General features: G+C 38.8%; 15 protein-coding genes and 1 other RNA gene. All 16 read right to left on the reverse strand.

Going from position 1 to position 15,496, the window contains the following annotated elements:
• Window positions 1-6: 6 nt before the first annotated feature.
• The 16 genes from LPB220_RS09950 to LPB220_RS10030 all read right to left on the reverse strand — a co-directional run bounded on the left by LPB220_RS09950 (window position 7) and on the right by LPB220_RS10030 (window position 15,313).
• Window positions 7-696: a hypothetical protein gene (locus tag LPB220_RS09950; RefSeq protein ID WP_150906656.1), complete on the reverse strand. Its 690-nt coding sequence runs from the start codon at window positions 694-696 to the stop codon at window positions 7-9.
• A 5-nt stretch (window positions 697-701) separates the two neighbouring features.
• Window positions 702-1,409 (reverse strand): hypothetical protein, encoded by a 708-nt coding sequence (locus LPB220_RS09955; protein ID WP_150906658.1) that lies wholly within the window; start codon window positions 1,407-1,409, stop codon window positions 702-704.
• 107 nt (window positions 1,410-1,516) lie between these two features.
• Window positions 1,517-2,605, reverse strand: coding sequence for a hypothetical protein (locus tag LPB220_RS09960; RefSeq protein WP_150906660.1), 1,089 nt, complete (start codon window positions 2,603-2,605; stop codon window positions 1,517-1,519).
• Between the two features lie 118 nt (window positions 2,606-2,723).
• Window positions 2,724-3,611: an LPXTG cell wall anchor domain-containing protein gene (locus tag LPB220_RS09965; RefSeq protein ID WP_021154035.1), complete on the reverse strand. Its 888-nt coding sequence runs from the start codon at window positions 3,609-3,611 to the stop codon at window positions 2,724-2,726.
• Window positions 3,612-3,951: 340 nt separating this feature from the next.
• Window positions 3,952-4,767 carry a hypothetical protein gene (locus LPB220_RS09970; protein WP_021154036.1) on the reverse strand — a complete coding sequence of 272 codons (816 nt, stop codon included), beginning with the start codon at window positions 4,765-4,767 and terminating at the stop codon, window positions 3,952-3,954.
• Between the two features lie 18 nt (window positions 4,768-4,785).
• Complete coding sequence (locus LPB220_RS09975) at window positions 4,786-5,907, reverse strand: hypothetical protein (RefSeq protein ID WP_128861622.1); 1,122 nt, start codon at window positions 5,905-5,907, stop codon at window positions 4,786-4,788.
• Between the two features lie 71 nt (window positions 5,908-5,978).
• Window positions 5,979-6,791 (reverse strand): hypothetical protein, encoded by an 813-nt coding sequence (locus LPB220_RS09980; RefSeq protein WP_024054918.1) that lies wholly within the window; start codon window positions 6,789-6,791, stop codon window positions 5,979-5,981.
• 111 nt (window positions 6,792-6,902) lie between these two features.
• Window positions 6,903-7,703 (reverse strand): hypothetical protein, encoded by an 801-nt coding sequence (locus tag LPB220_RS09985; RefSeq protein ID WP_024054917.1) that lies wholly within the window; start codon window positions 7,701-7,703, stop codon window positions 6,903-6,905.
• Between the two features lie 16 nt (window positions 7,704-7,719).
• The gene (locus tag LPB220_RS09990) at window positions 7,720-8,145 is read right to left on the reverse strand and encodes a hypothetical protein (RefSeq protein ID WP_061455818.1); all 426 of its coding nucleotides are present in this window, start codon (window positions 8,143-8,145) and stop codon (window positions 7,720-7,722) included.
• 42 nt (window positions 8,146-8,187) lie between these two features.
• Window positions 8,188-8,625 (reverse strand): hypothetical protein, encoded by a 438-nt coding sequence (locus LPB220_RS09995; RefSeq protein ID WP_061455819.1) that lies wholly within the window; start codon window positions 8,623-8,625, stop codon window positions 8,188-8,190.
• A 184-nt stretch (window positions 8,626-8,809) separates the two neighbouring features.
• Window positions 8,810-10,159, reverse strand: coding sequence for a glucose-6-phosphate isomerase (locus tag LPB220_RS10000; RefSeq protein ID WP_150906662.1), 1,350 nt, complete (start codon window positions 10,157-10,159; stop codon window positions 8,810-8,812).
• A gap of 410 nt (window positions 10,160-10,569) precedes the next feature.
• Window positions 10,570-10,665: signal recognition particle sRNA small type (ffs, locus tag LPB220_RS10010), an RNA gene on the reverse strand.
• A 38-nt stretch (window positions 10,666-10,703) separates the two neighbouring features.
• Complete coding sequence (gene tadA / locus LPB220_RS10015; RefSeq protein WP_003016809.1) at window positions 10,704-11,213, reverse strand: tRNA adenosine(34) deaminase TadA; 510 nt, start codon at window positions 11,211-11,213, stop codon at window positions 10,704-10,706.
• Between the two features lie 302 nt (window positions 11,214-11,515).
• The gene (locus LPB220_RS10020; RefSeq protein ID WP_150906663.1) at window positions 11,516-13,093 is read right to left on the reverse strand and encodes an ATP-binding cassette domain-containing protein; all 1,578 of its coding nucleotides are present in this window, start codon (window positions 13,091-13,093) and stop codon (window positions 11,516-11,518) included.
• 161 nt (window positions 13,094-13,254) lie between these two features.
• Complete coding sequence (locus LPB220_RS10025; protein WP_150906665.1) at window positions 13,255-14,550, reverse strand: radical SAM protein; 1,296 nt, start codon at window positions 14,548-14,550, stop codon at window positions 13,255-13,257.
• A 118-nt stretch (window positions 14,551-14,668) separates the two neighbouring features.
• Window positions 14,669-15,313 carry an HAD family hydrolase gene (locus LPB220_RS10030; protein ID WP_003002091.1) on the reverse strand — a complete coding sequence of 215 codons (645 nt, stop codon included), beginning with the start codon at window positions 15,311-15,313 and terminating at the stop codon, window positions 14,669-14,671.
• Between the last annotated feature and the right edge of the window lie 183 nt (window positions 15,314-15,496).

Here is a 15,496-nt window from a genome sequence, read left to right on the forward strand (position 1 = left end):
CCTTTCTTATACCAACACCAATTTCTTGGCTTTTTTCTTGAATTCCATCACCACTTCTGGCTGTCCTGGTAGCTGGTAAGTCGCGCGATAGCCCATTCCGCCATCTGGCATTTCCCCCCAGACCAATCGTTGGGGATTTCCTAGTTTCTTAATGAGCTGGGCGAATTCTGTACCTTTTTTCTCTTTTTCAGTAGTGATTTCTTTCTCACTGTTTGTCTTCTCTTTTACATCCAACAAATTCGTCGCATCCACCATTGTCAAGCGATACCCCTGGTCTTTTTCCTGTTCAAACCACAAGGTTACACTTTTCTTGCCCTGATCGGTTTGCTTAGCCGCATAGGTTAAGACGAGAACCGTTTTATCCCCTTGGGCTGTCTTAGTGTAGCGAACTTTTTGAGCTTTTCCCCATTCCGTCACAACTGTTTCCAAGCGGGTTCCTGGTTGCTGACTCTGCTTAAGACGAACTTTCAAATTTGCCACAGCTTCGATGGTCCATTTAAACTGTTTGATTTCTTGTTCCTTGCTGACCAAATTCTTGTAATCCTTTGGCTGGAAATGAGTCAGGGTTTGGTCCTCCTTGGTATCGGTTCCTTGCTCTTGCACCTGGATGCTTGCAATCGCAAGTAACACTCCTAAAACAAAACACAAAAACGGCAGCAAGAGTTCTTTTCGATTCTTTTTCATCCACTCGATCATCTGCTTCACCCCTTCTTCGCCAAACGATATTGACCACTCTGGTCACGTTCAAAGGTTAAAGAGACCAGTCCATCTGTCACCTGATAAGACAGGGCTAGGACTTGCTTGTCCTTTGCAGAGGTCAAACTAAGAGAATTGGGAAGACCTGATTTTTTCAAGACATCTTCTACTGCTGTCCCCTTTTCCTTTTTTCCATCTAGCGTCTGATAGCCTGTAAAATCTGCCAGTTTTAAGTTCTTTTTGCTCTGATAGTGAGCCGATTGGGGCGCAAAGCCTTGAATCGAGCTCAAATAAAAAGTATCATCCTGCTTTTGAAATTCTATGGTATAAGGATGAATCCCCTGCACAGGAGTCCCATAGCCTAGCTGGACTTGCGCTCCAAAACTCGTATCTTCTTGTGTAAAACTCGCTGCTTTTCCAATTTTTTTGACGAATGCAGATAAAGTCACCCAATTTTTTTGTGTCTTTCCTTCTCCCCTTGCAAGGTCCAATGACAACAAGTCTTCTAAAGCCGGCTCTTTGGAAGAAGACGCAACAAATTGCTGGCTGTCTTCTTGCATGCGAGACAAACTCAACAAGCGATCTTTGGGCAAGGTTTTCACTGGATGAATCATAAACACCAAGCAAACACCAACCATAAAAGCCAGCAAAGCACTTGCAGCTTTTTGGAGGATCCGCTTATGATGTTCTATCCACTGTTTCAATTCTTCCATCCTTCATGCTCTTTCTATTCAAACTCTTTCTATTGTATAGAAAATTAGCGTATTTGTCTCGTCTTATCCCAAAAAAGAGGCGCTTGCCTCTTTCTTGTCTGATCCTTTTAGTAGCTGTCTTTACTGCTCAAGAGAAAATCTCCATTTTCTTGGCGAATAAAGGTCAAATCCACGTAGTCCCCATTTTTCTTTTGGAAGTCCATGACCAATTCTATCTCGTCTGAATCATCAGATGAACTCACCGTCAGATTGACTGCATCACCGTATTTTTCTAAAAGCTCTTTGTAAGAGGTTCCTCCAGCACCGGTCTCACTATTTCCAACTTTGAATCCATCTGCAAAGTTGTCCTCAACCGTAAGATTTTTCCCAAATTGATTAAATTCAAATTTGACAAGCTGGAATTCTTTCCCTTTCTTAGAGTAAGTCGCTTTGACCTCTTTATTATAAGAGTTATCATCCCAAAATAATTTCAATTCTCCACTTTCAAATTGAACGGAGCTAGCTTTCCCATAAGCTTCAATCATTTCCTCAGGAGTCTCCCCAGCATCACTTCCTGTTAAAAACTGAAGTTGCTCGATATCAGACTGTTTCCAGCTAAAATCAACTTCCGCGTCTTCTGCGGTCAATTGATCCAAATCGATATTGGAAGACGAACCAGACTGGTTACCTGACCAAGAAGTCTGCTTTCTAGATGATGACGTGCTAGGGCTAGCATGACCAATCAAATAGCCACTGACTCCACCGATAAGAAGCCCAACTAAAATCCCAAGGGCAAAACGAATCGCCTTCTTGTCCGCAGTATCCATCGGTCTTCCAACAGGAGAAAGAGGAGCTTGTGGAATAGGTGTCTCAGGAACAGGCACTGTTTGCGGACCAATTGGTTCAGCTGCCATATTTTGAGGAGCTTGAGGTGCAGGTTGGAATGGAGGAGTCGGTTGGGGAGCAGCAACTACATCCGGATGTTCTCCAACAGTTGCTTCATCCACCTTTGGAAGCTCCACCGTTTCTGAAATAACTGGCTCGTTTTCCTCTTCTTTCATTGCTTCCGTCTCCGTCACTGAAAGGCCACTAGCTTCTGGAACGACCAAGTCTTCGGCTTCTTCTTTTGGGACAAAGGCTGGCGCAGCCACATCAAATTGAGGCGCACCCTCTACGGGAGTATGTTTCATAAATTGTTCTTGATCTTTCTCGGACATTTCGAATTCTCCTTTTTATTCTTCTCTTCTACTATAACATAAAACCAAGCAAGGACCAACTCCTGTCTGGATGGACTAAAAAAGATCGGAGAGATATCCGACCTTTTAGATGCTTATCTTAAAATTTCTTGCGAAGGGAGACAATAGCAATCCCTGCAAGTGAGAGCAAGCCCAATGTTGCCAAAACGACACCTGTTTCTTGACCTGTTTTTGGCAATAAACGGCCAACTACAGATTTGCTTGAGTCGCTTGAATGTGAGGAAGAACTAGAAGAAGAGCTTGAGCTCGATGAAGAAGTTGAACTTGAGGAGCTTGAAGATGAGCTGCTTGAAGATGAGCTCGATGAGCTACTTGAGCTTGAAGACGAACTACTTGAGCTACTTGAACTAGAAGATGAGCTACTTGAGCTTGAGGATGGGCTTGTTGTACTTGGTGAAGTCGACCCATCTGTACCAGGGCTTTTATAGCCTGCAATGAAATTACGATAAATTGGGTTGGAACTTTCAAGTGAATCCACCATCAAGCGTCCTGATCCATCGTAAGCAAGGGACACTGTTACTTCCCCTTCTCCATTATCCAACTGTTTAAAGCGACCATCATCTTTTGTAGTCTGACGAATGTAGAGTTTAACAGTTCCAGAATTCAGTCCAGAGAGATCCACATCATCAAATTCGATCGTCCCATCTGCTGTATTTTGCCCTTTAGCAACTGTCTCTTCTTCGCCACCTTCAGATTTGTAGATCAATGCAAATTGGTAGGCTCCCGCATCATGCGCACTTTCTTTCTTGCCTTCACGCGCTCCCACTACATCGACACGACCTGTTTTCAATTTCAAAGAAAGCTGATTCGATTCGAAACCTTCATATGTTGGTTTTTGAACAAGGTCTAGCTGACCATTTTTGTACTCATAAACCGCAGCTTTTGTATTCGCAGATACTGGTTGGGCAATTGCCATTCCACCAAGCATAGATGAAAGTAACAAGAATTTAGCCAAGTTCTTTTTCATATTTTCATTCCTTTTTCAATTATTTTCATTCACCTTTCATTTTATAATATGAAACAACAAATGACAACTTTTATGTTCAAATAACTTTTTATATTAAAGGATTTGAGTATAAAATACGTGTCTATAGCTATTGTCTAGCTAGAAACCCTGTATCATCAGTATTTTAGAAATGAGATTAGCAAATGATCGAAAATAATAACTAGTTAGTGTTTTTATAATTGAATCTAAGGGGAAAGTTTATGAAATTACTTTACAAGTAAAAAAAAAACGACCTCTTGCGAAGTCGTTCGGGTACAAACGAGAATATATGGACCTTCCTTTTTAAAGACCGATTTCCTTTCTAATCTTCATCTCCTTTTAAAGCCAAACGATAATCCCCATCTGCTTGCTGGATAAATTTTAATTTATATTCATCTTCATCTGATCCAGATGACTTAAAACGGATTTCCATTTCATTCGTAATGGCCTTAGTTTTATAGTCCTGGTCTGCTCTTATCGAAATAGAGGATGGGGTATTGCTACTAAGCACTTCTTTATAAGATATTCCATCCTTCCCTGTTTTGGGATCTCCTACTTTCAATTTATCATAATCATCGGTCGCCATTGGATTGGCATCCGCTGTGTCATAATCTTCTGAGAAATATAGATTGCGTAGATAATAATGACCATCTATTTTCATAAAGGTCAGATTCATCTCGTTAGCGGTCTTATAATCGGTGCTTTCTTCATCTGTATCGTCCCTCTCGAGTTTGCCCCATTCTAACTCAACAGTTGTCCCATTAAATGAACCTTTTAAAGCTTTCCCATACTTCTTTACGACCTCTTCGATAGACATCGCATCCTCTTTGTCATCGTAGGTAGCGAATTTCAAGTCTCCGAGATTTGAAATATCCCAATCAAATGCTGTCTCTTTTGGGTCTATATAGCGAGAAGATATATCGCGTTTTGAGACTGTACTATCTGCAGTGGTATGTAAACGGGGATAAGCTTTCTTGGTTACGGCATTCACACCAAAAGAATGGCCAATAATAAGACCAATCACTAATCCTAAAACAATTGACCCAATCACACATCCAATGAACAAGCCCTTTCCGCTTTTTTGAGGGCCAGGATTTACTGGTACACCAAAGGGTACCTGTGTTTGATTTATACTCATCTCTCTTCTATCCTCCTCTTAATTTAGTTCCGCACCAATATAGCGAAATTCTCCATCAGGCTGTGCTAAAAATTTCAAAACTTTAAAATCCCCATCAACCTCACAGAGTACTGTAGCCACTACACGTGTAGACTTAAATGTTTCCCCATTGGCAGTTAGTTTGCGCTCTGTCCCAATTTCGACGGTTTTTCGATGTTTTTTCAAAAACTCAGATAATCTTGTCCCACCTTGCCCTGTCTGCTTGTTTCCTTTTTTCAGACTTCGAAATTCCTTTTCAGTCAAGGCGCGATTGCTCGAGGCATCATCGCTATCATCATCATCCTCTGGATTTTTATGCTCATACAATTCATCTAATTCCGTCACGGACACACTTTTTAAATAATAATTGCCATCGACTTCGTCAAATCTCATTCTCAAATTCTGATGTTCAGTAGCCTTTGAGTCATTCCAAGTAAACTCCATTGCATTCTTTTTATATTCAACACTGGATGCTAACCCATAGACTTCTACAATCTGATCTGCTGTCAAACCATAACCTTCCCGATTGGTGTAACTCAACAAGCCAAGATCCTTGAAAGTCCATGTGAAAATGACCTTTTCTTTATCCGTTACAAAACCTGCTTTTGTTTCATTTGCTTCGGTCTTTGCACGTTCTAAACGTTTAAATCGTTGCGACTCCTTACTTGTTTGAGAGGATTGTCCCCAAATATATCCGCTCACACCACCGAAAAGCCCACCAATCACAAGCGCTAAAAGTGAAAATAGTACTAATTTTTTCCACTTGTGCTTTGGCTTAGTTGGATAGGACCACTGAGGCGGAAGCATTTGTGGATTTGTTTCTTCAAATGGATAAGCAGGGCCCTGCATTTGAACTCCTCTCACCTGTCCTTCTCCTTGTGGTGTCTCTTGCATCTGTGGCTCTTCCGGCACTGAAAAAGGCTGTTTATCTTCTGTAGTCATACTCTCTCCTTTTGATTCTCTTTGTCTCATTTGATGATCACAGTGAGTGAAAATCATTTGATGAACAAAGTATAAAAATGCTCCTTCTACTATATCATAAATCTCCTGATGGCGCCAATTCATCACTAAATGGGGAAATAGGCACAAAAAAACGACCTCTTGCGAGATCGTTTTATCCAAATGCTGTTACATTCTCAAGTCGGTATTCCCCTTGCTGATTCTTTTTAAATGATAAGGTTATTTTTCTTTGATCAGTTGTAAAGTATAGGATATATATAACTATTTTCCCCTTCATACAGGTTGTTACTGTAACTGTTCTTAGGGATTCCAAACTGGCTTATAGCCTCCATTAACCCAATCCCTTCCTGACCACTTTTAGGCAAATAAGAACGATATTCTTCTAAAGTTTTATTCGCCTTGCCCGCTTGAGCTTTAGTAACTTCAAGATAGACACGCTCGACACGACTTTTTCCTTCAAACTCATTAATAATAATTTTGAAAAAACCCTGTTGGTCAGAAAGCTTATAATAAAAGGTTACCCGTTCTTTCCCCGAGGAATCATAATCAAGTAAACCTGCAAACGCCTTTCCATATTTCTCAATTATTTCTGAAGGCGTTAGCGTTTGCTTCTTTGTAGCATCCATTAGCTCAAAGACTTCATCAACTGAAAAAACTCTTACTTGAGACGGATCAACCCACTCAGAATTTTCTTTTTTCAATATCTGTCCAATTTTTTTATTCTCACTTTTGCTCGCTTGAATATTCGAGGAGCTGGTAGAAGATTTCTTTTTTTGATATCTTTCCGAAGATCTTATGATCTTATTTTCGGGTCTATGAACGACTGTTTTTTTATAATACCAGACTCCTATCAGAAAAAATACGAATACAACGATCACTGACAAGAGTACTCGGATTATGTTACGTGAAATCCGAAATCCTATTTGTTTCTTTTGATCTTCAAAAATCGCCCCTTGAGGTCCTTCATCCGAAAATGCACTCGGAAAAGAGTACAGATTCCCATGATTCTTAGACCATTCACGTTGTACTTTTCTTCCTCTTGACATGTCGTACTCCTTAACTTTATTATCTTACCCTACTATAGCATTAAAAACTGTATCACAGTATATATATGTCTTCCCCATTCTAGTCACCAAGTATTTCATGAAATGAATGTTCTATTTACTTTCCTCTTTTGTCGCCAAACAGTAATCTCCGTTTTCTTGTTTATAGAATGTTAGTTTATATATTTTTTTATATGATATTTTTTTAAATTCAATTACCATTTTCGTTTTATTTTCATGAGTGATTTTATCTTGGTCTGCCGACATCATGATAGACCCTGAATGATTATTTTTAAGTACTTCTGAATATGAAACTCCACCTTTCCCGGTTTCTGGATTCCCTACTTTCAGACCGTTATATTTATCGGCAGGCATCTGATCTTTCTCTAAATCATTAGAATTTCTGTCATAATTAATGCTTTTAAGGTAATACCTTCCCTCTGCTTTCTCAAAATAAGCAAATATCATCTCATTAGAACTATTCTCATTAACGTCAGATTTATCAAGGTTTTGCCATATTAACTCAATTTTATCATCATGAATTAATGCCTCTTGAGCTTTTCCATATTTCTCTAAGAAATCATCAATCATGACACCTTGTTTAGGGTTTTCTCGACTCCCAAACTTCAATTCTAAAAGCTGGGATATGTTCCAAGAAAAAGCAGAATCTTTTGGAGCTATAATCTTTTTAGATTGATCACGTATGGAGCGACTATTTTTTGTACGTGTTTTTAGCACAGGATAGGCTTTTTTAGTAATCATATTAACACCTTTAGAATAACCGATAGCCAGCCCTATAATCATTCCTAGCAAAATGTACCCAATAGAAGAAGCAATCCAAAAATCTTTTCCAACTCTTCTAAGTTTATCATTCCACCAACTATTATTTGATTTCATAAGTCGATTTATTTTCATTTTTCATTAATCTCCCTTAGAAGCGTTTCGATCCAATGTAAAGAAATTCTCCATCTGGCTGCGCCACAAATAGAAGTGTTTTATAATCACCATCTACTTGATAGGTTACATTCGCAAGCACTCTATTAGATTTATATTCTTCTCCTTCACTTGTTATTTTTTTCTCGGTCTCTATTTCAACGGATGCCCGATGTTTTTTCAAGATTTCTGACAATGGAGTCCCGCCTTTTCCAGTGTTTTTATCTCCTTTCATCAGATTTTGATACTCTTCTGTCGTCAAACGAAATTCATATGCACTATCGTCACTATTTTCTTTTTGTTCTTTAGATATCTTTTGGGAAGATAAGCCATACAAGTCTCGAATGGATACACTCTTTAAATAATAGTTATTATTATATTTTTCAAATTCAAAACTTAAGTCTTGCTGGTTTGAACCGATCAAATTAGTCCAACTTAGACTTAATCCATCTTGATTATATCTAGCTTATGAAGCTAAACCATAATTTTCTACAATCTGATCCGCTGTTAATCCAAGTTTAGATGAATTATTATAACTTAACAAACCTAAATCCTTAAGTGTCCATAAAAAGATGACGTCATTTTTTTTGGATACGAAACCAGTTTTTGTTTTTTTCGCCTCCTCTTTCACTCGAGTTAAGAGTTCGAAACGTTGGGATTCTTTGACTGTCTGAGCAGACTTCCCCCATGCATAACCAGCAATTTTACCAAATAATAAACTAATCACTCCGCATAACATGATGATTAAAGCCAACATTGATAATAAAATTATTTTTTTCCAATTACGTTTGGATCGCATCTCAACAGTTGCCTCTAACTGATCTTTTTGAAGTTCATTGGGAAAAGATTCCTTTATTTGCTCCTCTTCCGGCACTGCAAAAGACTGTTTATCTTCTCTTGTCATACTCTCTCCTTTTTGATTCTCTTTGTCTCATTTGATGATCATAGTGAGTGAAAATCATTTGATGAACAAAGTATAAAAATGCTCCTTCTACTATATCATAAATCACCTGAAGGCACCAATTCATCACTAAATGGGGAAATAGATACAAAAAAACGACCTCTTACGAAGCCGTTTTGTCTATTGATTAAAGACGAGCGTTGAGTTCTGCTCCAAGTTCTTCAAATCCTGGTTTACCAAGAAGGGCAAACATATTTTTCTTGTAAGCTTCAACACCTGGTTGGTCAAATGGGTTGATAGCGTTCAAGTAACCTGAAAGGGCGATGGCCAATTCGAAGAAGTAGATGGCATAACCAAGAGTGAAGGCATCTTGCTCAGGAAGAGTTACGTACATGTTTGGTACATCACCGTCTGTGTGGGCAAGAAGAACACCGTCAGTTGCTTTTTTGTTTACGAAGTCAACGTCTTTTCCTTGAAGGTATCCAAGTCCGTCAAGGTCTTCTTCCAAAGTAGGGATAATCAAGTTCTTACGAGGTTTGTCAACGCGGACAACTGTTTCAAACATGATACGAGTTCCTTCTTGGATAAATTGACCCAATGAGTGCAAGTCTGTTGAGAAGTTAGCTGAAGTTGGGTAAATTCCTTTTTGATCTTTCCCTTCTGACTCACCAGCCAATTGTTTCCACCATTCTGAGAAGTATTGAAGAGATGGCTCGTAGTTTACCAAGATTTCAGTTGCATAGCCTTTACGGTAAAGGATATTACGAACAGCTGCATATTGGTAAGCCTCGTTTTCAGAAAGTTTATCTGAAGTGTAGTCTTTACGAGCTGCGTTAGCACCTTCCATAAGGGCTTTGATATCTGCACCTGATGCAGCGATTGGAAGCAATCCAACTGCTGTCAATACTGAGAAGCGTCCACCGATATCGTCTGGAACTACAAATGTTTCCCAACCGTTCGCATCTGCTTCAACCTTCACAGCACCTTTTTGGCGGTCAGTTGTTGCGTAGATCCGTTTGTTAGCTTCTTCTTGACCGTATTTCTTCACCAAGAGTTCTTTGAAGACACGGAAAGCGATGGCTGGTTCAGTTGTTGTACCTGATTTAGAAATCACGTTGACTGAGAAATCTTTATCTGAAACATACTCTACCAAGTCAGCAAGGTAAGTAGATGAGATGGAGTTTCCAGCGTAAAGGATTTGTGGCGCTTTGCGTTCTTCTTTTGTTTGCAAGTTTGCAAAGTGGTGGTTCAAGAAGTCAATGGCAGCTTTCGCTCCAAGGTATGATCCACCGATACCGATCACGACCAAAACATCGCTGTCTGATTTGATTTGTTCAGCAACTTTCAAGATGCGGTCAAATTCTTCACGGTCATAATTTTCAGGAAGGTCCAACCAACCTAGGAAGTCACTACCAGCACCTGTTCCTTTACGGATCAATTCATCAGCTGCAGTCACTTGTGGTTGCATGTATTCCACTTCATGTGGGGCAACAAATTTACCCAAAACTTTTGAGTAGTCAAATTTAATATGAGACATGTTATTCCTCCAAATTTTGTTCTTCTATATGATATCGCTTTACACGGATTAAATCAAGGGAAACCAATCTATAAAACGTTTTCATTTGCTAATTTTTTTATTTTCACAAATCAAGCAACGACGCAATAGCAATCGTTTGCATATTTGTACTATTTTTGACTAGAAAATCCAAAAAAAGAAGCTTCTCACGAAACTCTATTTTTTCTCTTTTATTCTTTGAATATAAACATGACTCTGGTAAGTGATAGCCCTCACGTCGCTTCACTCCTCAGGATCAATATCTCTAAGTTCGGTTGTGCCTTCCAGTCTTGATTCGTTAAGAGCTTTTATCGGTTTACAGCTTTTTCCCTAACGGGAAAAACTGCATCCATTGCTCTAAGATTCGTCTGCGTCCCTTGGACTTGACTCATCAAGAGCAATAGAAAAGAGCACACAGTTCACTTCGCTTAGGGCTGCTGGATTCCTCCCCTGACCCGCTTCACGCAGAACTGTTGCTCCGATAGGTATTATATCATAATTTGTTCGATTTGCAAAGGTCCGGTTTTTATTCTTGTGTTTCGGCCTTGGCTGCGAGTTTGGCTTGTTTTTTTCGTTCTCGACCTTGGCGGAAGAAGGTCTGCATGATGGCTGCACATTCTGCTTCCAAGATTCCTGTTTCTACTTCGACTCGGTGATTGAGGCGTTCATCTGCCAAAATGTCGTAGAGACTACCTGCTCCACCGAACTTCTGATTGGTCGCCCCGTAAATCACCTGGGGAATCCGAGCTAGACCAATGGCACCACTACACATGACACAGGGCTCAATCGTGACAAAAAGCGTCGTATCCAGCAGGCGCCAGCTATTTTCACGCTGATTGGCCTCCTCGATCGCCATGATTTCCGCATGCATGACCGCCCGCTGCAGCTCCTCACGCGCATTATGTCCACGCCCGATAATCTGACCATCCTTGACCAAGACACAGCCAATCGGTATTTCATCATTGGCGAGGGCAATCTCCGCCTCCTTCAGGGCTTCCCTCATAAACATCGCTTTTTCCTCTATCGTGTAGTCCATCTCTTCCTTCTTCCTTTTAGTTTCTTTGTTCATTATACCATAGGCAGCTTACGACTCACAAAAAAAGCCGCCGATTGGGCGACTCTTATGGGAGATTATTATGAAAAAGTTTAGGAGGTTTAAACAAAGTTAGGAGGTCTTTGTTTATGCTTCTAGTATAGCTGGCCTATCTTAAATAAAGCTTAAGTTCTCTGAGTATTGATGATTTTGGAAATATCACCACTTAGAATCTCAAAAATATCTGACAAATTGCTGGCTTACTACTATCCGCTTTGTCGCAGAACCAACTATTGTGGCATCGCTCATCCTTTACGTAACTCAAGGATTTGGTCATAGCGCTCTTCTTCATCAATATGATGGGCTATTTCTAGTACCGTGATCGGCAAAGAAAAGATTAGGTCTCTAACCAGACGACTATTTTTTTCGTCCAAAGCTGATGTCACTTCGTCCGCTAATAAAATATCCTTCTCGCGTAAGAGAAAACGAGCCAACTCTAATCTGACACGCTGACCTCCTGAAATGTTTTCACCATTATTATGAATTTCTACATTCAAAATATCCTGAAATTCATCTATTAAGCCAACTCGGTCCAATACCTCCAATAATTCATGGTCCTGAAAAGGCTGACCAAAAGTTAGATTATAGCGGATAGTATCGTTAAACAGGAAGGGATGCTGGCTAATTAAACCGATATTCCCTTGGAAATGACTCGTTATTTGATTTCCATCATACTGAACGAAAATGTCACCCTCATCACATACTTCTTCTCCTAAAATCAAGCGAAAAAGAGTCGTCTTTCCAGACCCGCTCGGTCCTTTGATTAAGACCTTCTGACCTACTGAAATCGTCGCCGTCAAATCAGAAAAAAGCTGACGTTCAGCAAAACTTTTTGAAATATGATTTAAGCGCAACGATTCGAGATTTTCAACAAATTGATCCTTTGTCTCTTCGAAATCAGGTTCTTCCTCGATAATCTTAAACAGGCGGTTCGCAGTCGGCAAGGCACCTTGGAGATTGGCTGCACTGTACATCAGAGTTTGGATCGGTTCTACCAGCATCCCCGCAGCAACATACATAGAGATGAGGCTTGTAATAGAAATAGAATTTCCCTGTAAACTCAAATAAAAGCCTAAAGCAAGAGGAACAACCTGACTAAAAAAGACCATAAATCCATTAAAGAAAAAAATAATATTATGTGTGAAACAAAATCTTTGGATGGCTTTTTGATATTCTCCGTTTAAATCATTCACGCGCTCTTCATTCAGCCTCATGGCCTGATTAATCCGTAAGGTTTGGCTGCCTTGCATACTATCCGAGACAAACCCATGTAATTTCGTTCTAAGCTTGGACCAGCTGTCTCCCGAATCTTGTAAACGACGATTCATGATGAACTGAGGAATAGGTCTCATAATCGTAAAAATGACAAAAATAAGTCCTAAGAGAAAATTTTGTGAAACAATATAAATGGCTGTAACAAGGGCGACAAATCCCCAACTCACCATAACATTTATATTTTCCAAATAATTATCGCCCACATATTCCATATCTTGAGTTAGCAGACTAACTTTTTCATCATTGGAAAATTTAGGATTCAATATGACTTTCTTAAATAAAAGGGCACGGACACTTTTGTTGATTTCTCTTCGGAATATATTGTGCGAATGGTTTGAAAACAGCATCAGACTATAAATAACAAGATAGACAGACAAACCAAATAAAACAAAATTGAGAATTTTTCCATAAGAAAGGCCGTCTTGATCTAACTTCAAGGCCTTCGTTAAAATCAGAGGTTGCGCCAACACCAAACCACTATTCACAATACGCCCTAAAAAAATAGGAAAAAGATACTTCTTATCAATGTACTTATAAATATTTCTCATAATTATCATCCATCAAAATAGAGGGCTAGCACAACCCTCTTCTCTAATTTATTTAAAATCGTGATTATTTACAATCACAATTATAGTTAAATACTCTAGGTTTAGCATTCATTTTGTCATCGAATTTGTTATTCACTTTAACCTTCATGATATCTTCCTTTCTAGTCCACATCTAAAATGTCATTATAAGATTTTGACAAAGCGAAAAGTGCTAAATTTTTACGAATTTTTTCCTTCACACTTTTACATAGATAGCGTGAATTTGTCTTCGTAATTCGCTTGGCCATCGGACAATAGCCAGATTTACAGATTAAAACAAATTGGCACTCTTTGCAACTTGCATCAAGCCGAATAACCCAATCATTCAGTTTACTGTAATTCACAAAGCCTTTATTAATGTTACCGAAAATATTTTGAGGTTCATATAAAGCAACTGTACATGATTGAACAATTCCTCTTACATTAAACATAAAATGATTTTTTCGATTAGAATAGCAGGTATAATTATTATTCACTACAACTTCTGGGGAAGAGATATGATATCCTGAAGTTACAGCTAACTTAGATAATTCAAAACTTGCATCTTTATCCAGTAAAGTAACGCAGTAATTTATATCTCTATCTCCTTTGCCCCAATTTCCAATAGTATGATAAGAAATCTTAAATCTGGAATCATCTTTGAAATAGATACCATCATGTGTTAAAAACTCTTTAACATTTTGATAGTTATCTTTACTTACATTAAAGCGAATCACACAAATAAAATCAAATTTACTTTCTTGCATTGCTTTCAAATTATCGAATATACGATTATACGACAACCCACCGTTTTGCAATACTCTCTGATTATTATGACTTTCTTCATCTCCATCCAAAGTTATCTGGTAACTAGTCACTTTAAATTTTTCATTCAAATATCGAAACTTATTCTTAGTCAATAAATAACCATTCGTAGTGATTGCACTTTGATAATGAATCTGATATTTCTCACATAAATCTATAAAAACAGGAGACAACCGCTTGATAGTTTTATATCCCAACAGTGGTTCTCCTCCAAACCAGCCTACTGACAAATACTTATACTTCCCGGACTGAAGTTTTTCTTTCAAAAATTGGACAATGGCATCTTCTGTCTCTGTTGACATAGCAATATTTTCAAATTTTTCATAACAATACTTACACCGAAAATTACAATCTCCATGTGTCAAAATTGTTAGTTCCAATAATTCAGCATCTGTATCGCTTATTTTAGATAGATACTTTTCGACCTCATACTCACCCTCACTTAAATATTTATTTTTATCAAGATAAGCATGAAACTCTTTCCTAATCACATCATTGCTGTCGACTACTCTATTCAATTCATTCGTAAGAAAAAATGAATGATTGGTTTTAGTATTAAAATACAACGTACCATCATCAGTACTATATTTTAATATATATCGTGACAAATTCATATTATCACCTCTTAATCTGTGTGACTTAACCTGCAGTAAGTGTACACCGATAGAAATATTAAATCAAGCAATATTCAGCAGATTAGAAAAGTTCCAACTTTTAATATTTTGGAAAAGGTTATCCTATAAAAGCTGCAATTTCGCCAACTTCTTGAGCAATATAGGTGGCGCCGGCTTCTTCCAATTCTTCCCTGCTTCCAAAGCCATAAAGGACACCGATAGAATCAAGCTTTTGCGCTTGAGCGCCAAGCACATCGTGCTCCCTGTCTCCAATCATGATGGTATGCGCCAAATCTGTAATCCCATTTTGCTCCAAGGCATACTGGATAACATCGCTTTTTTTACTACGTTTTCTATCCATGGTCGCACCAGCGACAAAGTCAAAATAATCATACAAACCAAAGTGTTTGAGAATTTGAATGGAAAATTCTTCAGGCTTTGACGTAGCTACAATCAACTGTTTGCCAGCCTGCTTGAGAGAAGCCAGCAAGTCAGGAACGCCTAGATAGACCTCATTTTCATAAAGGCCTTTTTCGGAAAAATACTCATGATAGTAGTCAATGGCCTTTAAACATTCTTCCTTAGAAAATCCATAAAAGCGCTCAAAAGACTCCTGCAAGGGCGGACCGATGAAAACTCTCAATGCTTTCTTGTCTGGCACTTGAATCCCATATTTTCCTAAGGCATAGGCCACCGAGTTGGTAATCCCTAGTTCTGAATTGGTCAAGGTGCCGTCTAGGTCAAATAAAATCGTTTGATACATTTTTTCCTCTTTCTGCTTTCAAAAAGAGGCTGGGACAAAAGTCCTAGCCTCTCAATTGTCTTTGGATTGTCGAGCAAGACGCAGTGGTTGAGTGGCTCTACTACGCTGATTTCATCAGCTTTTACAGCCCTACTCAACTGTGCGGAGGTGGGACGATGAAATCGAATTCTAACGAATGACCGA

The organism is Streptococcus sp. LPB0220, from assembly GCF_008727815.1.
Classification (GTDB): Bacteria; Bacillota; Bacilli; order Lactobacillales; family Streptococcaceae; genus Streptococcus.